The 24818-nt window shown below is 66.6% G+C and carries 18 protein-coding genes; 12 read left to right on the top strand and 6 right to left on the bottom strand.

Features of this window, described 5'->3' with window-relative positions:
• Positions 1–2: 2 nt before the first annotated feature.
• The gene (locus tag KME79_RS15125) at positions 3–1760 is read right to left on the bottom strand and encodes an HsdM family class I SAM-dependent methyltransferase (protein ID WP_219544964.1); all 1758 of its coding nucleotides are present in this window, start codon (positions 1758–1760) and stop codon (positions 3–5) included.
• Between the two features lie 642 nt (positions 1761–2402).
• On the bottom strand, positions 2403–3518 hold the full coding sequence (locus tag KME79_RS15120) for a helix-turn-helix domain-containing protein (protein WP_219544963.1): 1116 nt from the start codon (positions 3516–3518) through the stop codon (positions 2403–2405).
• A 241-nt stretch (positions 3519–3759) separates the two neighbouring features.
• Here KME79_RS15120 and KME79_RS15115 point away from each other — a divergent pair, with 241 nt between their 5' ends.
• The 5 genes from KME79_RS15115 to KME79_RS15095 are packed head-to-tail and all read left to right on the top strand — an operon-like array spanning position 3760 to position 7489.
• Complete coding sequence (locus KME79_RS15115; RefSeq protein ID WP_219544962.1) at positions 3760–4665, top strand: AAA family ATPase; 906 nt, start codon at positions 3760–3762, stop codon at positions 4663–4665.
• A 19-nt stretch (positions 4666–4684) separates the two neighbouring features.
• Positions 4685–5131, top strand: coding sequence for a CBASS system Cap8 protein (locus KME79_RS15110; protein WP_219544961.1), 447 nt, complete (start codon positions 4685–4687; stop codon positions 5129–5131).
• On the top strand, positions 5128–5631 hold the full coding sequence (locus tag KME79_RS15105) for a hypothetical protein (RefSeq protein ID WP_219544960.1): 504 nt from the start codon (positions 5128–5130) through the stop codon (positions 5629–5631). The genes KME79_RS15110 and KME79_RS15105 overlap by 4 nt, the downstream gene beginning before the upstream one ends.
• A gap of 23 nt (positions 5632–5654) precedes the next feature.
• Positions 5655–6521: a CBASS oligonucleotide cyclase gene (locus tag KME79_RS15100; protein WP_219544959.1), complete on the top strand. Its 867-nt coding sequence runs from the start codon at positions 5655–5657 to the stop codon at positions 6519–6521.
• Complete coding sequence (locus KME79_RS15095; protein WP_219544958.1) at positions 6518–7489, top strand: S-4TM family putative pore-forming effector; 972 nt, start codon at positions 6518–6520, stop codon at positions 7487–7489. Before KME79_RS15100 ends, KME79_RS15095 begins: the two co-directional genes overlap by 4 nt.
• Positions 7490–7607: 118 nt before the next feature.
• Here the strand turns inward: KME79_RS15095 and KME79_RS15090 are convergent, their stop codons facing one another.
• The 4 genes from KME79_RS15090 to KME79_RS15075 form a co-directional block, all read right to left on the bottom strand.
• Positions 7608–10940, bottom strand: a complete 3333-nt coding sequence (locus KME79_RS15090) for a type ISP restriction/modification enzyme (protein WP_219544957.1) — start codon at positions 10938–10940, stop codon at positions 7608–7610.
• Between the two features lie 130 nt (positions 10941–11070).
• Positions 11071–12810: a recombinase family protein gene (locus tag KME79_RS15085; protein ID WP_219544956.1), complete on the bottom strand. Its 1740-nt coding sequence runs from the start codon at positions 12808–12810 to the stop codon at positions 11071–11073.
• Between the two features lie 222 nt (positions 12811–13032).
• Positions 13033–14046: a DNA-methyltransferase gene (locus tag KME79_RS15080; protein WP_219544955.1), complete on the bottom strand. Its 1014-nt coding sequence runs from the start codon at positions 14044–14046 to the stop codon at positions 13033–13035.
• Complete coding sequence (locus KME79_RS15075; protein WP_219544954.1) at positions 14043–14396, bottom strand: XF1762 family protein; 354 nt, start codon at positions 14394–14396, stop codon at positions 14043–14045. The genes KME79_RS15080 and KME79_RS15075 overlap by 4 nt, the downstream gene beginning before the upstream one ends.
• A gap of 341 nt (positions 14397–14737) precedes the next feature.
• Between KME79_RS15075 and KME79_RS44810 the strand changes: the two genes are divergently transcribed.
• From KME79_RS44810 to KME79_RS15040, 7 genes are read left to right on the top strand one after another with little or no spacing between them, the layout of a single operon-like run.
• On the top strand, positions 14738–15910 hold the full coding sequence (locus tag KME79_RS44810; RefSeq protein ID WP_246639884.1) for a pilin: 1173 nt from the start codon (positions 14738–14740) through the stop codon (positions 15908–15910).
• The gene (locus KME79_RS15065) at positions 15907–17436 is read left to right on the top strand and encodes a TrbL/VirB6 family protein (protein WP_219544953.1); all 1530 of its coding nucleotides are present in this window, start codon (positions 15907–15909) and stop codon (positions 17434–17436) included. The genes KME79_RS44810 and KME79_RS15065 overlap by 4 nt, the downstream gene beginning before the upstream one ends.
• Positions 17433–18365, top strand: coding sequence for a PrgI family protein (locus KME79_RS15060; RefSeq protein WP_219544952.1), 933 nt, complete (start codon positions 17433–17435; stop codon positions 18363–18365). Before KME79_RS15065 ends, KME79_RS15060 begins: the two co-directional genes overlap by 4 nt.
• Entirely contained in the window at positions 18362–20107 is a 1746-nt protein-coding gene (locus tag KME79_RS15055; protein WP_219544951.1) for a VirB4 family type IV secretion system protein, read from the top strand. Before KME79_RS15060 ends, KME79_RS15055 begins: the two co-directional genes overlap by 4 nt.
• The gene (locus KME79_RS15050; RefSeq protein ID WP_219544950.1) at positions 20107–22458 is read left to right on the top strand and encodes a type IV secretory system conjugative DNA transfer family protein; all 2352 of its coding nucleotides are present in this window, start codon (positions 20107–20109) and stop codon (positions 22456–22458) included. Before KME79_RS15055 ends, KME79_RS15050 begins: the two co-directional genes overlap by 1 nt.
• Positions 22455–23303: a replication-relaxation family protein gene (locus KME79_RS15045; RefSeq protein ID WP_219544949.1), complete on the top strand. Its 849-nt coding sequence runs from the start codon at positions 22455–22457 to the stop codon at positions 23301–23303. The genes KME79_RS15050 and KME79_RS15045 overlap by 4 nt, the downstream gene beginning before the upstream one ends.
• Positions 23300–24550, top strand: a complete 1251-nt coding sequence (locus tag KME79_RS15040) for a C40 family peptidase (RefSeq protein WP_246639883.1) — start codon at positions 23300–23302, stop codon at positions 24548–24550. Before KME79_RS15045 ends, KME79_RS15040 begins: the two co-directional genes overlap by 4 nt.
• Positions 24551–24818 lie beyond the last annotated feature (268 nt).

The following is a 24818-nucleotide window of genomic DNA, read 5'->3' as shown; positions in this document are numbered from 1 at the left end:
GCTCACCCTTCCACCTCGTGCAGGAGGTCGAGGATCTTGGCGACCTGCTTCTCCAGATCAGCGTCGATCTCGGCAAGGGGGCGAGGCGGGACGTACTTGTAGAAGTGGCGGGTAAAAGGAATCTCGTAGCCGACCTTGACCTTGGCCCAGTCAACCCAGGCGTCTGGCACGTGCGGCTTCACCTCGGTATCGAAGTACGCCTGGGTGACCTCGGCCCTGCCCACAGACCCGGCGGTCGAGCCGCCGTAGGTGAACGGCACATTCTCGGTGTCGCGCTTCTTGGAGTCGGGCTTCGGGTTGCCCTTGCGGTCGACGAGGGGCTTGCCGTCCTCATCCAGCAGTGGCCGTTCGACGGTGATGGTCCAGTAGCCGAACTCGTCGTTGCGCAGCACCTTGGAGAAGTCCGGGTCGGCGTCGGTGAAGTCGGCGTACAGCTGGACGATCTTGGCGCGGTCGGTGTCGCTGATCTCGCGGCCCTTGCTGCCGAGGTTCTTGCGCATCTTGGTCCAGAACGAGGTGCCGTCGATGAGCTGGACCAGACCCTTGCGGTCGGGGTGCTTGGTGTTGTCGAGGATCCAGATGTAGGTGGCGATGCCGGTGTTGAAGAACATGTTGGTCGGCAGCGCGACGATCGCATCGACCAGGTCGTTCTCCAGCAGCCACCTGCGAATATTGGACGGGCCGGACTCAGCGGCGCCGTTGAAGAGCGGCGAGCCGTTCATGACGATCCCGGCCCGGCCGCCACCGTCCTCAGGAGCACGCATCTTGTGTGCCAGGTGCAGCAGGAACAGCATCTGCCCGTCCGAGGTGGCCGGCAGGCCCGGCGCGAACCGGCCGTACGGGCCGGCCTCGTCGCGCTCCTTGGTAACCGCCTTGGCGTATTGCTTCCAGTCGACACCGTACGGCGGGTTGGACATGCAGAAGTCGAACTGGCGGCCCTTGAAGGCGTCGTCGGTGAGCGTGTTGCCAAAGGCGATGTTAGACGCGTCGTGGCCCTTGGCGAGAAGATCGGACTTGCAGATCGCGTACGACTGCGGGTTGTACTCCTGGCCGTACAGGCTCAGCCGGGCATCCGGGTTCTGCTTGAGCAGGTGCTCCTCGGCCAGGGCGAGCATGCCGCCGGTGCCGGCGGTGGGGTCGTAGAGCGATCGGACGATGCCCTCCTCGCCCAGCGCGGCGTCCTTCTCGGCGAAGAGCAGGTCGACCAACAGCCGGATCGCGTCACGCGGCGTGTAGTGGTCACCGGAGGTCTCGTTCGCGGCTTCGTTGAACTTGCGGATGATGTACTCAAACGCGTCCCCCATGTCGGCGTTGGACACGACATTAGGGTGCAGGTCGACGACCGCGAAGGACTTCACGATCTCACGCAGGAGACCGGCCTTCTCCAGGGCGATGATTTCCTTCTTGAAATCGAAGTACTCGAACACATCGACATCGGCGGAGAACCGGTCGATGTAGTCAACGAGGTTGTCCTCCAGCCCGTCCGCGTCCTGCAGCAAGTTGGCGAAACTGTACTTCGAGGTGTTGTAGAACGGTCGGCCGGTGGCCTTCTTGACCTCGATCCGGAGCCGGTTCGGGTTCTCGTGTGCCGCGGCCAGGTCTCGGACGGTCTCGCGGTCCGGCTCCAGGATGCAGTCGAGGCGTCGAAGGATCGTGAAGGGGAGGATCACGTTCCCGTACTGGTTGGGGCGGTAGGGACCCCGAAGCTGGTCAGCGATCGACCAGATGAAACTACCGAGCGTGCTCACAAGGCTCCTCATGGAATCGCTCAACGTGCTGGCTGCGCTGGCCCACCGGGGCAGTCGCGCCCGCGCAAGGCAACGCACGCCCGCCGACGGGGCATCGTGATGCCATCTTCCCGCAGCTTGGCCTCCTGCGTATGCGAGAGTCAGGCGGAATTTTCAGGCCCGCCCGCAACGTAGCGGAGAGGGCTAACCCAACGCCCGCAACGAGAGGGTAGGCCGCATCGGCGACTCCGCCTTGCACAGGCTGTACGGGATCGGGCCGATGCTCGGATCCACACCGGCAGGACTGATGGCTTTTAGTTTCGCCGCGCCCGCCTAGCCACTGCATACACCCAGCTCAGCTAACGAATAGCGGCATCCACACTAACGTTTCTACAGCTCAGGCCGCGCAGATGAGCGCTTCTCTCGCCACAGACCATACAAGCATTCGATGGCAACGACGCAGGTCGGGCAGCGATTGGGTGCCGAGCGGTCAGGAGATGTTCGAGCGGGCGGCCCTCCCAGCCACCTCAGCGATGCCGACGGGACTTGGCGGCACCAGCGATTGCTGGCGCTTGATGGATCCGTGCTCGATCTACCCGAGGCCGCAGTGATCGTCGGAGGCGACGCTATGGGCGTGGTCGTCCTGGGTGCGCAAGATGGATCAGACGAGGTAGGTCAGAGTTCTACGCGGGGTCGTTCGCTGATGTCCCGGCTGAGTAGGGTTCGAACGTCAGCTTCCGGGAGGTTTGAACGATTAATAAAATCGGTGAAGGGAATGCCGGTTGTTTCCATTAGTTCTAGTGCACGATGCAGGAGTACAGGAGCCTCCGGATTTCCCAGAGTTCCTGGCTCCACCTTCCTCCATCCGCGGACGGACAAGGCTTTCCATCCCTGCGCATAGGTGTGTTCGCTCATGACGCCGAGCGTTTTTGCCCTGACCAGGAGGGAAGCTAGCGAGACGTGCCATTTTGCTTTCAAGCGAAGAAAAGCGGGCCAGTCAAGCTGCCTCGGCAGCTCGGATTTGATGTCGTCGGAAGGCATAAGCAACGCGGCAGCGAATTCATGAGCTTGACTCTCAGTGACTTTGTCGCCAACTTTTCCACTAATGCCATGCAAGACCAGGTGGCCTAGCTCGTGGGCCGCATCGAAGCGGGAGCGGTCACGCAGGCCCTTGTCGGCTCCGAGAGCAACAACGGGCCTATCTGGGAAGTCGACGCAGAATGCATCGACCTTATCGATGCCGACGCGAAAACGGACGACAACAATTCCGTTGATTTCCAACAGTCGCACAACGTCCTGAATTGGACCGCGCGAGATGTTCCAGTGGTCACGAACCTGTGCGGCCGCTTGTTCGATGTCGGCGGGCTGAAGAGTCTGACCTTCGTGGATTGGGACGCGCGGCACATTGAGGTCGGGCAACGCGACGTGTTTTTCGAGCTCAAGTGCAAGCTCCCGCGCGAGGTGGACGTAGGCGAGCGCCTGTTGACGATCTCGAGGGGAGGTGGAACGAAGGCTACGGAAGAACCCGTTGGCCTGATCAGTGGCGGGGGGGCGGGCTGGAGCAGCGAAAAACGACGGCGGTACGCGCAACGCGACCGCGAGCCGACGAAGCGTCGATGCGGCGGGCTTCGTGTGTCCGTTCTCGAACTGGCTGATTGAGGCCGCGGTGACGGAGCCGACCTCCCGGGCCAGCTGCACCTGGGTGAGACCGCGAAGTTCGCGCGCCATGCGCAGTCGGGCGCGATCGAACAGGGCCGCGATGTCGCCGACATTCAGTTGCGGGTCGTTCACGTCGCTCGTCTCCGCGCCAGTCACCGTCCGCCGATCAGCGGACGACTCTCGATCTTGATTCCTCCGCTCGCATCTTAGGCACACCTTGGTTACTGGACAGTCAAGTCACCCAACTCCTAGCCGACATGCCAGGCAAAGTGTGTCCAACCACACACCTACCATGCTCTATAGTCTACCATGTAGCGAGAAGATGATGTTGAAATCTGAGGTTGCTCGATACCTGCGAGGACGGAGTTGAGGTATGAGGGTGCAGGAGTGCGTGCTGTCGGACGAGGTGATCTCTGCCGACTCGGCGGAGGCCGCGTTGTGGGACGCCATCGTGGTGCCGAAGGAAATCAAGGAGCGGCTGCGCAACCAGACCGTGTTGTCGCTGCTCGTACGACCTGACCTGCCGTTCGCGGTGACGGCGTTGCACGGCCTGTGCACGCTCTACGGTCCTCCTGGCACCGGCAAGACCACCCTGGCACGGGGTCTGCCGGCGCAGGTCGCCTGCTACGTCCCCGGAGGCGAGGTGCGGCGGATCGAGATCAACCCGCACGGACTCATGAGCGCCGAGCACGGGCAGTCTCAGCAGCGAGTCAGCGAGCTGCTCAGCGAGTACGTGCCGGGTCTCGCGTCGAATGGCGTGCCGACCGTGGTGATCCTCGACGAGGTCGAGTCGATGGCGGTCGCCCGCTCGGCAGCGTCGCTGGCCGCCAACCCGGCTGATGTCCACCGCGCCACCGACGCAGTCCTCACCGCCTTGGATCGCAACGCCGTCGAGCACCCGCACCTCTTCTTTGTCGCGACCAGCAACTTCACCACCGCTCTGGACGAGGCGTTCCTCTCCCGCTCCGACGCCGCCATCCTCGTCCCACTTCCCGAGCCGGAGGCGCTCCGGGAGATCGTGGTCTCCACCCTGCTGACGCTGGCCGACAAGTACCCGGCCTTGGGTGAGCTGGCGCGCTCCTCGGCGATGGACCGCATCGCCCTCGCCGCTCACGGGCTGGACGGTCGCCGTACGCGCAAGGTGGTCTTCGAAGCCCTGGCTCAGCGGCTGGACACGGTCCTGGACCCTGGCAACCTCACCGAAGACGACCTAGCCGACGCGGTACGCAACGCTGTCGCGGACACGGGTCAGCCGGAGGTGTCTCGTGCTACGCACTAGACAGATCGCAGCTTCTCCCGTGCGCAGCGCCAGCGCAACCTGGACGGTGGTCTCGGAGCTCGTGGCCGACACGGTGGCGCAGTCCTCCGCGCTGTCTCGCGACGAGGCGGTACAGGCAATGTCGGCCGCCGAGGCGGTCGGACGGATGCTGATCGCAGCAGGGCACCTGCAGCAGCATCCAATTACTCTCGTGGCAGGCAAGGTGTACTGCGAGATCACGACAGTGTCCGGCACGGCGGCGCTGACGTTGGACGAGAACCTCAACCCCGTCCCCGGTGCGGCGGGCACCGACACTTTTATGATCCACCTGCCGTCCCCGTCCCCACTTCAGGAGCAGGTGAAGGCAGCCGCTAACGGTCACGACCGGTTGTCTGACACTGCCCCGCCCGCGCCGGAGACGAAGACTGCCAACGCCGGTCCGCTGATCGACCGTGAAGCTCTGCGGCGGGCGGTGACGCCGCGATGACCTCCACGTACACCTTCAGCTACACCCGCACCCACACCGCTACTCACCTGACCGACGTCATCCTCGGCACCATCACCGACATCCTCGCCGACCTGGGGATCAACATGGACCAGCTGCACCGCGACTGGGTGCAGAACGAGAACGCGATCAAAGCGTGGATCGAGGAAGGCTCCCTCGACACGGTCGTCCTCGAGTGTCACCAACCCTCAGGCACCGTCGCACCGGTGATCGAGTTCCCGGTCTCTTACACCACCTCCGGGAACGGCAACGCTGAGTTCACCGCCTCCCGTGCCCGAGCCGCCCGGTTTCGGGCGAAGTTCGACCGGGTACCCACGAGCACCACCTACCGGCTGTTCTGCACGTTCAACGGACCGCGCACCCCTCAGCCAGGTTGGGATCCCGGCCGTCGGGCGAGCACGGACGGCCTGCGCGGCATCACCTTCGGCACCCTTGGCTCTGCCCCGCACGCCTCGACCGGCATGCGGTACTTCCACACCTGAGACCACGAGCAGGAACACGCCCCATGGGATACATCGACGACGCCTTCACCAATCTCAAGCACAACCTGGAGATCACCCAGACCGAGCAGAATCTGGCGAAAACACGCCACGAGACCATCCGCGACTTCGTCCGATCTCACTGGGACCTCATCGACGACTTCCTGACCGGCAGTTACCGGCGCGACACCAAGACGAAGAAGCTCAAGGACATCGACATCTTCATGGTCCTCGACGCTAACGGCTCCCAGGCAGATTTCCGCGATCAGGCCCCCATCGAGGTGATCAACGCCCTGGAGTCCCTGCTCCGTCAGAAGTGGACCGCCGCCGCCCGGGACGGCATGGCCGTCGTCATCCCCTACGGCTCCGACGACGAGGTCATGTCGGTCGATGTAGTTCCCGCCTTCAAGCGAGATAACGGCGGCTACTACATCCCCAATCCCTCGGCAGGCGACTGGATCGCGACCAACCCCAAGCGTCACCACGAGCTGAGTATCGCCAAGAACGCCGACTGCGACGGCAAGTACGTACCTTTCGTCAAGATGGTCAAGGGCATCAATCGCGAACTCGGCGAGCCTGTATCGCCGTCGTTCCTGTTGGAGGTCATGGCACAGTCGCTGGTGAAGCCGCCGATCGGGCGCTACCAGGACGAGATCGTGCTGTTCCTCGCGACCGCCGCCGAACGCATCGGCGACGAGTGGCCCGACCCCGCCGGCCTGGGCGGCGACGTCAACGCTGTCATGGACGCCACCCAGAAACTTGCTGCCGCCAACGCACTCGACCAGGCCCGCTCCATCGCAGAACGGGCGGTGGACCTTGAGGACGAGGGCCAAGAACGCGCGGCGTACGACGAGTGGAAGCAATTGTTCGGAAACCGGATAACCAAGCCATGAACCTTTCCACCGATCCTGGCGGTGTCCGGGGGATACCACCTCGGGCCATCCATGAGCGGCAGCTCGACGACGCCATGCTGCTCCTACAGCGCGCCGCAGCGGCAAGTCATCAGCGCGGCCAGTTCTTGGAAGCCGTGCGCGTCATCACCGCCGTTGCGCTCGCCGGGGCCGGTGTTCTGATCACGCTGATCGGTCACGGCCGGGCAACCGTCTCCATCGTCGGGTTCTTCTGGTTCGTCGTCTCAGCGTTCCTGCTCAAGGGCCTCGCCGGGAACACCGCCCGCCAGGGTGCCCTACTCCAGGAGATGTTCGATACCGCCTTATTCCACTTGCCGTGGCGTGCCACCACTGCAGGCGACCCCATCCCTCAACCCGACGTCCGCCGGCTCGCGCGCAAACTCATCCGAGGCGGCGCGAAGGACAAGCGCATCACCGACGGCTGGTACGACCCCACCAACGACGTCCACCACCCTTATGACGTGCTCATCGCCCAGGAACAGAACCTCGCCTGGGACGCGCGCCTCCGCCGCCGCTATAGTCACTTCATCTCCGCCACCGCGATCCTGTGGACTACCATCGGCCTCGTTATCGGCCTCGCGGTCGCGGACGCTACGCTGCTTGACACTCTCCTCAGCTTCTTCGTCCCGTCGCTGGCGGCCTACCAGATCTCTTACGAGATCTGGTCTGGCCAACGAAAGGTGGCCGACGAACGCGACCGGCTCACCAAGATCGTCAATACCGAGCTGCACAACGGACGCCCCGGCCCCGTTCCCAACGACGAATGGCACCGCCTACGGAACATCGCACGGGACGTGCAGGACGGCGTACTCCGCACCCGCCTGGACCCCACCCGAGTACCCGAGTGGTTCTACAAACGCTTCCGCGACGACGATGAACGCGACTTCGGCGACACTGCAGAAGGCCACCGCGTGCGCCTCGCCCAAGACGCACCTAATTCGCCGCCATAGTGGCCGACCACCAACGACCACATCGGCCTTGAATCCGTAGGCTCCGGGTTTGAGCCCCGGGGCTTGAACAGAGGCAGTACGCAGCCAGGGACTGGAACCCCAGACGCGCTGATTTGGATCAGCTGCCGGGAAGAGGATGCGCTCCAGCCTGCCTCGGCTTCGGCGGCCTCGTCGCTGATTCCGGGACCGGGAGCACGCCAGCGGCGGCAAGATCGGCCTGACCGATCAGCGGCCCCGAGCACACATCGGTCAGCAACTGGTCCTGCTCGGGATGCATCAGGACGCATCCGGTCAGCACGGAGAGAAGCGCCAGGAATTCGAGTGTCAGCTCACGGTTCCAGGAGGTCTGTGTGATGTCGTCGAGGCTCGATGTCCGGCGCTTGTTTCGAGGCTGTATGGTCCGGTCGTTCAACCACCGCCATACGATGCGTCGGCCGGAAACCGTGTAGTCGATGACCTCTTGACGTACGGGGGCGAATGTTCCACTGCCCACGGTGAGTGTCTGTGCTCCGGGGTCGTAGTCGAGGTGCTCGCCGAGCCGCTCAGGAAGTGACCTGACGGGGGTTAAGCACTTGACGCCGAATCGTTCGATGAGGGCACGTTCTGAGCGCCCCCGACCCGCAGTGGGATCGACGCAGCGGCTGCCGTAGGTGTGGAGCCAGAGGATTTCGCATCCGATCGTCACCGCGCGATTCCACAGGATCGAGTCCGCAGTGAGCGGGACGCGGACGCCCGGTTGCCGAAGATGCTCACGGAATCGGCGGGTGTATCCGGGGTGCGCGATGATCGCCGCAATATAAGCCAGGACGTCGTCTGCGCCGACGGGAACGCCCAGCCAGCTTCGGAGGTGTTCGAGCAGCCCCGGGGTCATGTTGGGGACGCTGGCCAGGCAATCGCGCCAGAGCGGACGCACCCCGCCGCCGCCCCAGCCGTTGAAGTGGTGCAAATCGGGGATGAGCGCGGAAAAGACCAGAGCAGGGCCGTCGGTGATCTCGTGCGCGTCCTGCTCGGAAACGTAGATCTGGTGGTCGGAGCGGACTTGCCAGAGCGGCGGACGGGCCATGACAAGAAGTCGGTTGTCGGGAATGAGCCACTGCCGGTCGAACGAGCGGTAGGCGACCCGGATCGGCTCGGGACACGGTTCCGACTCCTCTGCCAGCGAGCGCTGGACTGGCGGGAACCCAGGCAGGGGGTCGACTCGACTGTGCAGAGTGCGATCCCGCCCCTCTCGGAAGAATTCACGCTGATCCTCCCTCGACGCGGCGAGGAATGTCCGCCACCGGGTACGCAGGACCTCGGCGGTGGGTGCATAGACCCATGTCCGTCCGGGAGTGACGCCTCTCGACCGCCACGGCATCAGGTCACCGAGCGAGGGAAACGCCACCCATTGCGGGTCGGCGGCCGGGAGGAAGGAGTCCTGCCACCCGATACCGCAGGTGTGCCAGCGCGATCCTGTCGTCGTCAGCTGCGCTAGCGCGGCCGTCTTCTCCTCACGCGTCCCGTGCAACGCCAGATAGCGGACCGTCGCTGGCTTCTTGGCGTCCGAGTGCGCTGTCCTGGCGAAGATGAGGATGGCGAGTTGGCGCCCGACATCGGGCCCGAGGACCCGGGTCGCGATCGGTGGACGGTTCCCTTCGGGGGTGAGCTCTATGATCCAGCCCAGGTCACACGTGCGTCGCAGGTATTGACGCAACCCCCTGAAGGCTGCTCCCTTGATCACGCTGGAGGGGACGATGAACGCCACTACGCCTTCCGGCATGCGATGCTCGGCCTCGAATACCTTCCAAGCCGCCCAACGCAGGAAATACCACGGCATCCCATGCAGATCAGATTCATACCGGCCGAAACCGTCGGCTCGGAACTCGTCAAGCGAGGGGCGGTCAACCGTGGCTTCCTGCCGGGTCTTTCCTTTGCGCGGGCGTTCGATCCATTCGGCTCGTCCTTTGGCGTTCTCCACGTGAGGCGGATTCCCGATAACCACCATCACAGGGATCCTGCGCTTGATGCCGTTCGCCTTGTCTCGTGCTTCCTCCATCACTCGGTACTGAGCACCCAGCGTTGGCTGTACATGGTGCGGGTCAGCTAAGGCGTCGCTGAGAAACCGCAGAGCCTCAGTCGGAGTCTCCACCGCGAACCTGCTCTGGAACGATCCATGAATACGCAGCTCAGCCACCGCGTATGGGGCGACCTGGATCTCGAACCCGATCAGCCGGTCGGTGACTAGGTCGTTGACGTAATCCTCTCGAGATCCGTGCCCGAGCTTGTCGGCGACCCGGTCCGCGACACGGCCGATGACCTCGACCAGGAAGGTGCCGGTTCCCATCGCCGGGTCGACGACCACCACGTCGTCGTCAGCGAACCCCCACTCCTTACTGAGATGCTCACGAAGTACCTCGTCTACAAAGCGGACAAGATGGCGGGCAACGTCTACCGGGGTGTAATAGGAGCCGGTGTCCTTGCGGAGCGTGGGATCGTAGCTCGCGAGGAAGCGTTCGTAGAGGTAGGCGTAGGCGTCCACCGGGCTGACGTCCAGCGTCTGCAGGTCTGCGACGCTGATCACGCGGCGCAGGGTCTCGATGGTGTTGAGTTCGTCGTCGGCCCCGCTGGTGAGCACCGCGAACGCCTGTCCCATCAGCAGGTGCCGTTTGCCCAGCTTCCGAGCGATCTCCTGGTAGGGCTCGCCGATCAGGTCAATACCATCCGAGCGGGCCAGCAGCAGCGCGAACGTGACGGTCTGGGCGAAGGCGTCGGCGAAGCGCTCATGGTCGAGCCCAGGGAACAGCAGTTTTCGCCAGTCGTCGGCCAGTAGCGCCAGCCGCATCTGGGAGCGCTTCTTCAAAGGGTCGGTGATTGCCGCATACACCTCGTCCTTCAGCAGGCTACACAACCCGCCGATGATCTTCACGAGCGAGCCAAGTGTCCGAGGAGACTCCGGCTCCCAGAGCATGAACCGCCGAACGATGCCTACCAGCTGGGCGACGGCCGGCGCCGCCGGGCGCCGCAACTCAGCGACGGTGTTCCCCAACCTGACAATCGGCGAGATCCGCTCGCCGAACGAGTACTGCGCCCAGGTGACCCCGTCCGAGTACACCACGTTGGGGAGCGCGGAGAGCTTGCCCCACTGCTCCAGATCCCGCTTGTCGGGGCGCCACTCGGGCGCACCTGGCACCCCCTTGCCTGGCCTCTTCAACTCGACGTAACCGACGCGGACCTGTCCGATGTTCACCGCGTAATCCGGCCGCGCCCGCAGATGCTTCAGTCGTACTTCGCCATAGGGAATCGCCTCGACACCGATCAACGCGCCGAGATCGCGCAGCAGGGTCTCCAACGGCCCACGGAACTGGTCCTCCTCCGCGCCGCCCAGCCCTCGCTTCTCCGCCACCGTCCGGCCGAACTTAGCAACGATCGCGTTCGCGGTGGCTCTGGTGTCGCGCTTGGGGACTCGGGCCACGTGCACCTCCGGTCGATGACCAGCACCCCACTCACTGTGACCGCTGCACCAAGATCCATCAAGATACGAAACGAAAACCGCGCTGCTGAGTGTGCGTCTCCCCGAATCGATCTCGGTGGCGTCGGACCCGTCAGAGGCCGTGAACCAGGCGGTCGCTCCGGCCGGCGGTCAGGCTACGCGGATGTGGCCAACGGCGGTGGTGGGCCATGTGCGTCCGGTGGTGCTCGCCCCTCGGACACGTACTCTGGTACATGCTGGGCCTGGCCTTGACTACGACGACTCTCTCCGAGGGTTTGTAGACGAGGTGCAGGCCCATCTGCGTGTAGAGGTCGTTCCTCTCCGCGGGGTCCGCATCCTCCAGGACATCGGTCATCTCCGCCAGCCTGGGGATCAGCTCCATGACCTCCTTCTCCGTCGTCTCTCGTCTGCGGTTGATGGCGCGCAGGCTTCCTTCCGCCTTGAGCCTCTCAGCCCGCGTCTCGGCCATCCACCTGCCGATCTCCTGCGGGTCTCCGCCCGCGTCCAGCGTCGTCCGGTAGCGGGCCATCCGGCGGTCGCAGTCGTCGACGGTGCGTTTGGCCGCCTCGATCACGACCCGGTCGGCCTCGTTGTCCCTTGCCTCCAGCAAGGTCTCGACCGTTCTCCGGAGGTTGTCGGGCGCGAAGATCTGGCAGAGCCAGGTATCCAGCTCGCCGAGGATCTGGTCCTCGCGGACGTAGACAGTCCGCGGGTGCTCGATCTTGTTGGCCAGGGCGTACTCGGTGGGGAACTTGCACCGGTAGTGGGTGCGGCCGTTGTTCCAGGAGCCTTCCATCCGGCGGTTGCAGACACCGCAGTGCAGCAGGCCGCGCAGGACGTACGGTCTCGGACTGCTGCGGGGCTTGCGCTCGACGGCGGGGCGGCCATTCGCGGACAGGAGCTTCTGGACTCGCTCGAACGTCTCGGTATCCACGATCGGCTCGTGCACGATCTTCTCGGACCAGACCCACTGGCTCTCGGGATTCCACTTGAGCTTGGTGATGTGCCCCTGGGTGACGTCCTGGACGTCCAATAGCTCTTCCTGCTTACGCTGCTTGTTCCAGACCTGGCGGCCTGTGTAGCGCGGGTTGAGCAGGATGGCCTGGATGGCCGACTTCGACCAGGCGAGCCCGCTGCGGTGACGGTTTCTCGCCCGGTCGTAGGCGGACGGGCAGGGAATGCCCTCCCGGGTGAGCCCTTCGGCGATCAGGTAGAGGCCCTGGCCGTGGAGGAACTCCCAGAAGATGCGGGCCACGATGGGAGCGGTCACCGGGTCGGGCTCCAACCGGCGAAGCCGCTTGCCGTCGGCGGCCTTGCCCGGGTTGGGATGCGGCCCGACGTCGCCGAGACGGTAGCCGTACGGCGGGCGACCTCCGAGGAAGCGTCCTTCGATCTTGGCCTGTGCCTCCATGGTGGTGCGGACGCGCATCTTGATCCTGTTGCGCTCGCCCTTACTGATCCCGCCGAACATCAGCATGATCAGCTCGTGCGCTTCGTTGGCCGGGTCGATCGGCCCGCCGACCTCGGGCACCCAAAGGGGCACCCCGTAGTGGTTGAACAGCTCGAAGGTGTTGCCGAACTGGTTGCCGTAGAAGGCTCTCTGCGGCTCGCCCACCACGACGGCGTCGAACCCGCGGTTGGGGTTGCGCAGCTCGTCGAGCAGGATCGCGGCCTGGGGCCTGCGCTGCGGCGGGATCGACCGTGACTTGTCGATGTCGAAGAACTCGGCGACGATGACGCCGCCGCGCGGCTCGATCAGTGCTCGTGACCGCGATAGCTGCCAGTTTCGCGATGAGGCCGGATCCTGGTTGTCCTCGGTGGACACCCGGCCCCAGAAGGCGAACGGGATCATTCAGTGTTCCTCTCTTTCTGCTGACTCCTGGTCAGCTCGGCGTGGCTCTTGAGGAGGATCCGGAGGAGCACACGTGCTGCTGCCGGTGGCAGCGGTGGTTCTTCGTTGGGCAGTTCGATCCGTAGGCTTGATCTGGTCGGCTGCGTTTCCCGATCCAGAGGCCCTGCAGAGTACGCCGGTGAACCTGGTTCGGGAGGCCCTGAGCAGGCCCTTTGTGGCTGTTCAGTCACCCTCGCCTCCGGCCTCCACGTGCAGCCGGGTACGGGCGAGCGCGCAGTAGTCGGGGTTGAGTTCGATGCCGGCGAACTTCCGGCCGAGTTGCCGGGCGGCGATGCCGACTGTGCCGCTGCCGGTGAACGGGTCGAGGACGGTTCCGTCGGGGCGGCAGCCGGCGGCAATGGCTCTGAGCGGGATGTCGATCGGGAAGGCCGCGAAGTGCGCCGCCCGTAGTGGCCGGGTGGAGATGTGCCAGACGTCTCCCGGGTTCTTGCCCTCGGGGTGGGCTGCGGTGTGCCGCTGCCCGGTGGGGCGCATGGCCGTCCCGTGCCGCGGGCCTGCCGCGTCCTGGCCGGTTCTGCCGTACTTGCCGGGTGATGGCCAAGGTGTCTTGATGCTGTTCGGCTTGGTGCCGCCGGTGCGGGCTCGTCTGGTGATCGAGCGGTCTCCGGTGTAGGTCTGGCGGATCGGTTCGAGGTCGAACCAGTAGGTCCGCTGTTTGACCAGCAGGAAGATCAGCTCGTAGCGGTTGGACAGCCGGTCGCGGACGGACTGCGGCATCGCGTTGGGCTTGTGCCAGACGATGGCGTTGCGCAGGATCCAGCCGTCCTGTTGCAAGGCGAAGGCCACCCGCCACGGCATGCCGAGCGCATTCTTGGGCGGGACAGCCAGCCGGGCCTTCGGCCTGAGCTTGGGCTGGCGGGTGTTGTAGGCCTTGCCGCGTGCCCAGCCGTCGGAGTTCGCGGCGTAGCAGTCGCCCAGGTTCAGCCAGCACGTGCCGTCGTCGGCGAGTACTCGGCGGGCCTCGGCGAAGGTGGCCCGCAGGTTGTCCACGTACTCCTCGGGTGTGGGCTCCTGGCCGTACTGGTCCTCGCAGTAGTGGCGCAGGCCCCAGTACGGCGGGCTGGTGACGATGCAGTTCACCGAGCCGTCGGCCATCTCGGCCAGCACCTGGCGGGCGTCTCCCTGGTAGAGCGTCGCGTGTTCGTCGCTCCAGTACGGCTTTCGCAGCGCGCTCATGAGCGCCCTCCGAAGGTCGTGACCTCCCACAGCAGGCGGATGTCGGGCTCGTTCGTACGGGTGTAGGCCATCAGCCGCCTGCACCCTTTGGAGCGGATGGCCCGCCAGGCGGCGCCGAGCAGGGCCGAGCAGGCGTTGGGCGTGCCGTCGGTGGACAGGCAGGTGATCTCGGCGGTGCGGCCGTCGTCGAGGGCCCAGCGGCCTGGCCGGTCGATGAACACGACTCCGACGAGGGCGCCGCGGCCGGAGTGCACGCCGATGACGAATTCGGCGTCGGCCGGCGGAGCGAGGTGCGGGTGGGTCCAGGCGGCGAATGCCCGCGCGGTCTGAATGGTGACCGGTGCAATCACCAGCTGCCGATTCTCCGAACTGTTCAGGATGGTGTTCTGGATGTCATTCCAGTGCTCCATAGTTTCGTCGGGACACGTTTCTCCGGATGTACGCCGCAGCAGCCGCGGGTGCGGCGCTGGTGGCGTGTGACCAGGCAAGCAGCGCGCTCAGAGTCTGCTCAGATGCCACCGCTCAGAGGTCGTCGAGGCCAGTTGGGTTCTGAGGTTCTGAGAAATTCCCGAGCGGACGCTCAACGGGCTTCTGAGCCGTTTCTGAGGCCGTGCGTAGACCGGTTTCGAGACCACGGACCTCTCTCGACCCGGAGTACGACATGGGCGCGCATCGCCTCGCTGAATCACCTTTGGATACCGCGGAGACCTCGTTCCGGCTGCTGACGACGGGCCCCGGCGGCCTGTCCCTGAACTGCGCCGCGATCACCCCCGAACTGCCCCGAGGCTCGGTTGGCCTGCGTGAGCTTCGGACGCTGCTCACCAGCCGGCACGTCAGCGACGCCGCCCGGGACGCCGTCTGGCGAGAGTTGGTCGCCCGTGCTCGCCAAGGCAAGTCCGCGTGGACCGTCGCGGCGGTCGGGATGGCGATGCCCGCGCTCCGCACGATCGCCCTCTCGCTCACCCGCACCCTGCCTGCCGGTGACCCCGTCGACGTGGACATCGCGATCCTGGCCGGGTTCCTGCGCGGAGTCCACCGAGTGGACGTCGACCTGCCCGGCATCCGGCCCCGCCTGTGCGAGGCGGCCCGGTTCGCGGGCGAGCGCACCGTCCGGTACCTGGTCGCCAAGGCCGAGCGGCAACGAGGCGAACCGCCGCCTCCGCGGCCTTGGTTCCACCCGGACCTGGTCCTGATCGACGCGGTGAGCGAAGGCGTGCTTGACGAGCTGGACGCCGAGCTGATCGCCCTGTCCCGGCTGGAGGACGTGCCCCTGCGCACGCCCGTACCGCCCACCTTCTCCTCGGCCGCTTGTTCATCCACAGGTGTGGACGAACAAGCGCACATGACTTCCGCGCGGAACCAGGGAACTCCGGATGCAACAACGGCAACCGACCCGAAGGGAGGCAGGGGCACGACCCCTGGCTCCGCGCGGATCTCCCCCAACCACCCCTCGGTCGCCGCCCGCGCCCGCCGCGCCAGACGGCGGCGCCCGGCCCGCTGCCGTCCCCGGCGCAGGACACCGTTGCCGTGCTGGGTCGTCACCTGGGTTCTGGCCGTAACGGCAGCCGCGGTGCTCGTCATTGCCGCCGCGGCAACGGGTGCGTGCGCGGCCTCGGTGGTGGCTGCCGTCCCGAAGGATCTGAACTCCGTCCTCACGAATCTGCGGAACTGGCTGATCGGCCTCCTCGCCGCGCTGTCCACGCTGATGCTGACCATCGGCGGGCTGCGCTACCTGGTGGCCGGAGGTGATCCCAGCGAGGTCCAGAAGGCGAAGGGTGCGCTGAAGGCCGCCGCGTTCGGCTACGCGCTGGCTGTGCTGGCCCCGCTGTTCGTGAGCGTCCTCAAGCGCATCGTGGGCGGGTGAGTGCGGTGTTCACTCACCCCAAGCACAGATTCGCTGTCGTTGCCGCTGCGGTAATCGGGGTCCTCGCCGCCATGGCCGCCGCTGCCGAGGCTGCCACTCCGACGCCGTCTCCATCTCCATCCGATGCCGTGGTTGCACCGCTGCCGGAGAGTCCGGGGTTCGGGTTCGGCATCGGCGACTTGATCGCCGATCAGATCAACTCCTGGTTCGCCGGCTTGGTGACCATGGCGGTCAAGCCGCTGCTGGACCTGCTGGCGGTGACGCTTCTCGCGACTCCCGATGTCTCAGGTAGCGGCAGGGCGTTCGACCTGTGGAAGGCCAACGCCGTCATCGCCGATGCCGGTCTCGTCCTGCTCGCCACCGTCGGCGCAATTGCGGCCATGGGGCACGAGACCGTGCAGACGCGCTTCGCGGTCAAGGAGGTCCTGCCCCGCCTCTGCGTCGCGTTCCTGGCGGCGAACACGAGCTTCCTGATCTGCGGCAAGGTGATCGAGTTGGCCAACTCCTTGTCGACGGCGCTGCTCGGTCAGGACTTCGACGGCCGCCGGGCCATGGCCACTCTTCGCTTTCTGGTCATCGTCCCCAGTCAGCAAGAGATCTTCTACATCCTGCTCGCCCTGGTCGCTGTCGTCCTGCTCATCCTGCTGCTGATCGCGTTCGTCATGCGGGCCGCCCTGGTGTTGCTGCTGGTGGTCGCCGCGCCGCTGGCGCTGGCCTGCCTCGCGCTGCCGTACACCGACGGGCTGGCCCGATTCTGGGCGCGAGCCTTCGGTGGGCTTCTGCTCATCCAGGTCACCCAGTCGCTCACGCTGATCCTGGCCGTCAGGATCGTCTTCAACCAGGACGGCCGACTCCTGCTCGGTCTCACTCCCACCGGACAGCTCGTCAACCTGGTGCTCGCCCTCTGCCTGTTGATCATCCTCGTCCGCATTCCGGGCTGGATCACCCGCAGGATCTTCGCCCAGACCGCCGGCCGCGGCTCGACCATCACCCGGATCATCAAGTACGCCCTGGCGTACAAGCTCACCTCTCCGGTTCTGAACGCTCTCCATCTCGGCCGGAGTCGACGCGGTGGCAGGGCTTCCGGTGCCGCCAGGGGTGCCGCGGTTTCCGCCATGGCCAGCAGGGCTCTACCGGCGATTGCCGGAGGGCCTGCCGGTGCCGGTGCCGCCGGTGCCGCGACGGCAACCTCGGCAGCCCGTACCCGTGCCGGAGCGGCCAAGTCTGCGTCCGTTGCCGCACGCCGTCCCGGCCAGCCTGCGCCGGCCGTGCAAGGCAAGTACCGGCCCTCCGGACAGGCCCCAGTTCCTCGGAACACTCCGGTATACGGATACCCGCGGGAGACCTACTACGCCAACGGGCCCGCCGGTCTGGCGCAGATGTACTGGCTCCGCAATCAGAACAGCCCATCGGCGCCCGGAGCCTCTCGCCCTCCCGTCCCGCCCGCTTCCAATGCCGCCGGTCGGCCCAATCCTTCGCAGGCCGGGCGCACGCCGCGCCGTAAGCCGGGAGGTGGCGGCCGATGAGCTGGGGGCAACCCGTCCGCATCCCTGCCGACATCGAGCAGGAAGACCGGATCGTCGGCGGCTTCACCGCTCGACAGCTAGCCATCCTCGGAGGCACCGGAGGCATCCTCTACACGGCCTATCTGATCATCGGCGATCGGGTGCCGCTGGCGATGTGTGCCGTCGTAGCGCTCCCTGTAGGGATTCTCGGCGTCCTCGTGGCGATCGGCCGGCGTGATGGCGTGCCCTTGGACCGGTACCTTCTGGCGGCGGTCCGCTACCAGCGTTCCCCGAAGTCCCTGGTCCCCGCACCCGGGAAGGCCGCTCCGGCGCCTTCCTGGGTGGCCGCCCGGTCCGATCCTCGGCCCGCGCCTCTTCGCCTTCCTGCGCGCGGGGTAGCAAACGATGGGCTGATCGATCTCGGGCCGGACGGTGTCGCGGCGGTCGCGGAGGTGTCCACGGTCAGCTTCGCGCTCCGGACGCCGGAGGAGCAGGACGCGCTGGTCTCGGTGTTCGGAGGCTGGCTCAACTCGCTCTCCGGCCCGGCCCAGATCCTCGTACGCGCCGAGCGGGTGGATCTCACCGAAACCATCACCACCCTCGTGGAGAACGCCCGCGGGCTCCCCCATCCGGCGCTGACCGACGCTGCGCACAAGCACGCGGCGTTCCTCGCCGACATCTCCGCACGGCACGACCTGCTGCGCCGCCAGGTGCTGCTGGTCATCCGCGAACCATCCGCCAAGGGCCGCGACGCGGCGGCGGCCCGCGCGCTGCGACGCCTGGACGAGGCCGCCCGGCTGCTGTCGGCGTGCGGGCTGACCGTCCGCCCGTTGGATGCCCCGGCCACGGGTGCGCTGTTGGCCTCCTGCTTCGACCCAGCCGCCCCGCCCACGTCCGAGATCGAGTTCGCGGCACAGGACGAGGTCATCACGAGAGGGGAACGCCGATGAGACCTTCCCGCAGGCGTACTGCGCCTACCGGGTTCGGCCCGGACGCGGTCCAGGTCGGGGCCCTCGATCTCCGAGTCAATGACAGGCTGTGCGCCACGCTCGCCATCAGCGGGTACCCGCGCGAGGTCACGCCCGGCTGGCTGGAACCGCTTCTCACCTACCCCGGCCGCCTGGACGTGTCGCTGCACGTCGATCCGGTGCCGTCGCTGGTCGCCTCGGACCGGTTGCGGCGGCAGCTCGCCCGGCTTGAGTCCGGGCTGCGCAGCGACCAGCAGCACGGCCGGCTGCTGGATCCCGGTACGGAGGTCGCCGCCGAGGACGCTCAGGATCTGGCAGCACGGATCGCACGCGGCCAGGCCAAGCTGTTCCGGGCCTCGATCTACCTGACCGTGCACGCAGGCACACAGGAGGAGTTGGGCGACGCGTGCGCCGAGGTCCGGGCGCTGGCCGCCTCCCTCCTGCTCGACGCCCGCCAAGTGGCATTCCGCCAGTTGCAGGGCTGGGTGTCCTCGCTTCCGCTGGCCTACGACAACCTGGGCATGGCCCGTACGTTCGACACTCCCGCGCTCGCGGCGGCGTTCCCGTTCACGAGTCCGGACCTGACCGCTGAGCTGGGGCCGACCACGGTCCTGTACGGCGCGAACGCCGCGAGCGCGTCCCTGGTGGCCTGGGACAGGTTCGCCCAGCCCAACCACAACTCCACGATCATCGCGAGCAGCGGGGCCGGAAAGTCGTACCTGGCCAAGCTGGAAGCGCTGCGCTCCCTGTACGTGGGAGTCGAGGTTGCGGTCATCGACCCCGAAGACGAGTACGCCAGAGTGTGCGCGGCGGTCGGCGGCGCCTATCTCCACCTGGGAGCGCCGGGCGTCCGGCTCAACCCCTTCGATCTTCCTCGGGCGAGCCGCCGGAACGATGATCCGCTCACCCGGCGGGCGCTGTTCCTCCACACGCTGGTTGCGGTCATGCTCGGCGGCCCGCTGGACAGGGGGAGCAAGGCTGCCCTGGACCGGGCGATCATCGCCGCCTACAAGCGGGCCGGAATCACCTTCGACCCGAGTACCTGGGACAAGCGCCCGCCTCTCATGAGCGATCTGGTAACCGCGCTTACCGAAGACGGTGATCCCAAGGCCGCCGAGGTGGCCGCCGGGCTCGCGCCGTACGTCACCGGGAGCCACCGCCAGCTCTTCGACGGGCACACCACCACCGAGCCTGACTCTCACCTGATCGTCTTCTCGCTCCGGGATCTGCCCGACGAGCTGAAGGCTGTCGGCACGCTACTCACCCTGGACGCGGTCTGGCGGCGGGTGTCCGACCCGCACCACCGGCGTCCTCGTCTGGTCGTCGTGGACGAGGCGTGGCTGCTCATGAAGGACCCGGAGGGCGCCAAGTTCCTGCTGCGGATGGCGAAGGCGGCCAGGAAGCACTGGGCGGGACTGTCCGTGGTGACCCAGGACGCCGCCGACCTGCTCGGCTCCGACATCGGGCAGGCGATCGTCGCCAACTCGACCACGCAGATCCTGCTCAGGCAGGCACCCCAGGCCATCGACGCTGTCACGGACGCCTTCCGCCTCTCCGACGGTGAACGGCAACTCCTCCTGACCGCGGATCGCGGCTTCGGCCTGCTCGCCGCCGATTCGGGAGCAGCCCGGGTGGCCTTCCAGGTGCTGGCCAGCGAGCAGGAACACCGGCTCGTCACCTCCTCGCCGCAAGAACTGGCCGAGTACGAGGAGGACGAGCTCTGATGCTCTACGACCCGGACGCCGTCCTGGATCTGACGCTGACCTGGCTGGAAACGCACGCCTGGGACCTGGCCGTCTTGGTTGCAGCCGCCGTGATCGTGATCGAGTTGCTCCGTCTCCTGCTCGTACGGCTCCGTCACCGCGCGCTCGTCAAGGGCGCGCGATGCGTGGAGATCCTGGCCCCGCCCGAGGCGGACATGCCAGGCGCGGAGGCGCTGTGGGCCAACCTGATCGGCCTGCTGCGCCCTGTCTGGAAACGGGTCCTGTTCGGCCAGCCGCACCTGGCCTTCGAGTACGTCTTCGGCGCCGGCGGCGTCCGGATCAGGTTGTGGGTCCCTGGCAACGTCCCGCAATATCTGGTCGAGCATGCGATCGAGGCGGCCTGGCCGTCCGCCCGTACCGCCGTGCTGGAGGCTGCTCCGCCGATCCCGTTGGCCGGGCAGGCAACCGGCGGGCAGTTCAGGATCGCCCGTAGCGAGCGGCTCCCGCTCCGGCACGATCATGATCACGACCCGCTGCGGGCTCTGCTCGGAGCCGGTGTGGGCATGCCCACCTGGCAGCACGCCGCAGTACAAATCCTCGCCCGGCCCGCCTCCGGCCGCCGACTCTCCCGCGGCGCCGCTGGCATCTCCCTGCTACGAGGTGTTCTGGATCTCCTCTCGCTCAGCCCTGGGAACCCTCAGAGCCGCCACAGCCCACAAGATCACGCTGTACGGCTGGAGCAGTACGCCGAGGCCCGTGCGATCCGGGACAAGGCCATGTCCCCCAGGTACGAGGTCGCCGTCCGCTACACGGTCCAGGGCGACGACGGAAAGGACCGAGCAGCCCGCAGAGCCCGGCGCAGCGCCATCCGGGGCCGGGCGCACGCCATCGCCTCCGCATTCGCCCTGTTCTCCGGCCACAACCGGCTCGAACGGCACCGCCTGCCGCTCCCTGCACGCCATCTGGCATCACGGCAGCTCGGTCGCGGATTCCTCCTATCGGTACCCGAACTGGCCGCGCTCGCGCACCTGCCGATGGACGCCGCCGTACCGGGACTTCAACGAGCCGGCTCCAACACGGTCGCGCCCTCGCCCCAGGTCGCCCAGCGTGGAAAAGTCCTCGGCTACGCCGACGCCGGGCACGAGCGTCCAGTCGCGCTGCGGGTCATCGACTCCTGCCACCACGTACACGTACTCGGACCGAACGGCACCGGCAAGAGCACCCTGCTCGCCCACATGATCCTCTCCGACATCCAGGCCGGGCGCGGCGTCGCCATCGTCGACGCCAAGGGCGATCTCGTCGCCGACCTCCTCGGCCTCATCCCCGAGGAAGCCGGGCAACGCATCGCCCTGATCGACCCCGACGACCGCCATCCCCGGCCCGCGCTCAACGTCCTGAGCGGCACCGACCGGGAAACGCTCGTCGACAACATCGTCGGCATCTTCCACAAGATCTACGCCGACTCCTGGGGGCCACGCAGCGACGACATCCTGCGCGGCTGCTGCCTCACCCTCTCCCGCAACGGTGGAACCCTCGCCGACATCCCGACCCTCCTCACCGATCACGTCTACCGGAGACAACTCGTCGACCAGCTCAACGACAGCTTCCTGCTCGGGTTCTGGAACTGGTACGAGCACCTATCGGAGCAGGCCCAGGCACACGTCACCGCGCCCATCATGAACAAGCTCCGGGCGTTCATGCTCCGCCCATTCGTCCGCGACATCCTCGGCTCGGCCCAATCCACCTTCGACGTCGGCGACATCCTCGACGGCGGCATCCTGCTCGCCCGGCTTCCCAAGGGAGTCGTCGGCGACGACACCGCCCGCCTGCTCGGCTCACTCCTGCTCGCCCAGGTCTGGCAGGCCGCGTCCCACCGCGCTCGGCTCGGCCGCACCCGAGCCCCGGCCACGCTCTACGTGGACGAGACACAGAACTTCCTGAACCTGCCGCACGCGCTGTCCGACATGCTCGCCGAAGCCCGCGCCTACCGGCTGTCGATGGTGCTCGCCCACCAGCACCTGGCTCAGCTCCCCCGCGACCTCCGACAGGCGATCAGCTCCGACGCCCGGAACAAGATCTACTTCTCGCTCTCCCCTGAGGACGCCCGCGAGAACGAGCACCACTTCAGCCCCTACCTGACCAAGCACGACCTCGCCAACCTGGGCGCATTCCAGGCCGCCGCCCGCCTGGTCGTCCGTTCCGCCGAGACCGCGCCGTTCACGTTGCGCACCCGGCCTCTCCCCACGCCTGACACGCAACTCGCGGGACGCCTCCGCGCCGCCGCCGCCCAGGCCCATGGCCGTACGCGTACCCGTCCCGAAGCCCTGCCGGCCGACGACCCTCGACAGCAACCCAGAAAGGAAGAGTCATGAACGAGCACTACACGCCCGGGGTCCTCGCCTCGCTCGCCACCCGGCTGACCGACCGCGACCGCCACGTACTTCGGCTGGTCTGGACCCACAAGGTCCTGACCAGCCACCAAATCGCGCACATCGCCTTCAACGGCCCGATCACCGCACGCCACCGCCTGGTCAAGCTCCACCGCATCGGCGTCCTGGACCGCTTCCGGCCCAAACCACCCGTCGGATCAGCGCCTTGGCACTACGTCCTCGGCGAGCCCGGAGCGGCCGTCCTGGCCACCGAGGACGGCATAGACCTGTCGGACTTCGGCTACCGCCGCGACCGCGCCCTGTCGATCGCCTACAGCCAACGCCTCGCGCACACCGTCGGGATCAATGAAGTCTTCGCCCGCTTGTACGACGCCGGCCGCCAGACCAGCGGGCGCCGCCTGGAGACGTGGTGGACCGAGGCCCGCTGCGCCGTGCAGTGGGGCGAGCATGTGCGCCCAGATGCGTACGGCAGGTGGACGGAGCACGGCAGCACGCTGGACTTCTTCCTCGAATACGACACAGGAACGGAGACCTTCGACCGGGTCCTCGCCAAGCTGTCGGGCTATGCCACCCTCACTGCGGCTACCGGCATCACCACTCCCCTCCTGTTCCTGACTAGCTCCGCCCGGAGGGAGCGCAGCTTGCACACCCGGCTCCAGCTCCGAGCCGCCCTCATGCACGTGCCCTGCGCCATCGCCGTGGCTGGAGCTGACGGGCCGGAAGGCGCGATCTGGCTACCGCACGACCGCCGGGCCGGACGGCTCCGCCTCGCCCAGCTCGCCGAGCACTGGCCGCAGGCGACAGCAGCCGCGGAGGAGCGCTGTTGATCGTCGAGAGCGGCCTCACGAAGGTCCTCGTGATGGGTGGAGCCCTCGTGTCCGGCGTCGTTGTGATCAGCGGGGCGAGCGGCGGGGCCCAGTATGCGTCGACGTATGCCAACACGGTGTGCTCCTACGCCTTCGTACCCGCAACCCTTCCAGAGGCCGCCGCCAGCTGGGGCGCCTCGCGACTGAGCAGCGCCCAGCTGGCCCATGCGAAGGGCATCGTCGATGCCGCCCGCGCCCTCAGGTTGCCCAGGCGAGCAGCCGAGATCGCGATCGCCATCGCGTTGCAGGAAAGCGGGCTCGACAACTCCGCCGTAGGCGATCCCGGCAAAGCATTCGGCCTCTTCCAGCAGCGCCCGGACAGCGGATGGGGCACCCGAGCCCAGGTCAGCACACCTGACTATGCGGCACGCGCCTTCTACAAGCGGCTGATCAAGGTACCCGGCTGGGAGACCATGCCGCTGACCAAAGCAGCGGCGATCGTCCAACGCCCTCGGCAGGACCTGCGCGGCGAGTACGCCAAGCACGAGCGCAAAGCCAGAACGCTCACAGCCACCCTCTGGAAGCCCACCAGGGTCGCTGCCTCGCCGGGGACCTCTCACGTCAGGTTGTCCGCCTCCGAGAAGGCCGAGCTACGGCAGGCCATTCAGACAGCCGCCGCACTCGGCACCCCGAGAAGCTCCGCCATCGATGACGTCGCCTCCGCCCTTGCCGAGCAGACGGGCAGAGACGACCAGACGGAGATCAGGCGTCATGCCGAGAAAGCGATCACCGCGATCGCCGGCGACCTCTGCGCGGAGCTCTCGGCAGGAGATATTTCACTGGCCACCGCCGGCCGCGGAGCTGTGGCTGTACGGGCAGCACTCGCCATGCGGGGCGTCCCGTACTCCTGGGGCGGAGGCGGCCCGAACGGCCCTAGTTACGGCATCGGCCGCGGGGCCGGCACCAAGGGCTTCGACTGCTCCGGGCTGGCCGAGTATGCCTGGGCCAAGGCCGGTGTCCGAGTCGGCGGAGACACCTCCATGCAGTGGAACTCCGGGACGCGTGTGCCCAGAAGCCAGATCCGCCCCGGGGACCTGATCTTCTTCGCCTACAACCTGAAGAATCCAGCCACGATCCACCACGTCGGCATCGCGATCGACGCCACTCGCATGGTGCACGCACCGTCCACCGGCAGCACCGTACGAATCGAAGGCTGGGCAGGCGTGCCGTACCGAGAGCGAGAGTTCATCGGTATCGTCCGGCCCTAGCATCCCAGGAACCCAAGACGGAGAGTGATGGCCCAGCAGTCGTTTGGGGCACTTGAGTCACCTCAACTTGGCTCGCGACGATTTCTACGATCGACTGATCGCTCTCGATCTCATTCATGTGAGAACTGCGTCAGCCCTGCGCTCTATCCTCTGGGTGATTCTTCTGTAGCCAGAATACACAAACAGTATTACTCTCACGCTCTGTGACGAACAAAAAGTCTTGAAGCAGACGATCTTTGCTGTTAATGTCAATCCGTCTGGTGATCAA

Origin of the sequence: Nonomuraea harbinensis, from assembly GCF_019396385.1 — a bacterium.
In the GTDB taxonomy this organism is placed as follows: domain Bacteria; phylum Actinomycetota; class Actinomycetes; order Streptosporangiales; family Streptosporangiaceae; genus Nonomuraea; species Nonomuraea ferruginea.
This window is presented reverse-complemented; position numbering and strand designations above follow the sequence as displayed.

What these genes read in the sequence shown, in the direction of transcription:
- KME79_RS15125 (WP_219544964.1), bottom strand. Translation starts at nt 1,760, where the DNA reads ATGAGGAGCCTTGTGAGCACGCTCGGTAGTTTCATCTGGTCGATCGCT.
- KME79_RS15115 (WP_219544962.1), top strand. Translation starts at nt 3,760, where the DNA reads ATGAGGGTGCAGGAGTGCGTGCTGTCGGACGAGGTGATCTCTGCCGAC.
- KME79_RS15105 (WP_219544960.1), top strand. Translation starts at nt 5,128, where the DNA reads ATGACCTCCACGTACACCTTCAGCTACACCCGCACCCACACCGCTACT.
- KME79_RS15100 (WP_219544959.1), top strand. Translation starts at nt 5,655, where the DNA reads ATGGGATACATCGACGACGCCTTCACCAATCTCAAGCACAACCTGGAG.
- KME79_RS15095 (WP_219544958.1), top strand. Translation starts at nt 6,518, where the DNA reads ATGAACCTTTCCACCGATCCTGGCGGTGTCCGGGGGATACCACCTCGG.
- KME79_RS15085 (WP_219544956.1), bottom strand. Translation starts at nt 12,810, where the DNA reads ATGATCCCGTTCGCCTTCTGGGGCCGGGTGTCCACCGAGGACAACCAG.
- KME79_RS15080 (WP_219544955.1), bottom strand. Translation starts at nt 14,046, where the DNA reads ATGAGCGCGCTGCGAAAGCCGTACTGGAGCGACGAACACGCGACGCTC.
- KME79_RS15060 (WP_219544952.1), top strand. Translation starts at nt 17,433, where the DNA reads ATGAGCTGGGGGCAACCCGTCCGCATCCCTGCCGACATCGAGCAGGAA.
- KME79_RS15055 (WP_219544951.1), top strand. Translation starts at nt 18,362, where the DNA reads ATGAGACCTTCCCGCAGGCGTACTGCGCCTACCGGGTTCGGCCCGGAC.
- KME79_RS15050 (WP_219544950.1), top strand. Translation starts at nt 20,107, where the DNA reads ATGCTCTACGACCCGGACGCCGTCCTGGATCTGACGCTGACCTGGCTG.
- KME79_RS15045 (WP_219544949.1), top strand. Translation starts at nt 22,455, where the DNA reads ATGAACGAGCACTACACGCCCGGGGTCCTCGCCTCGCTCGCCACCCGG.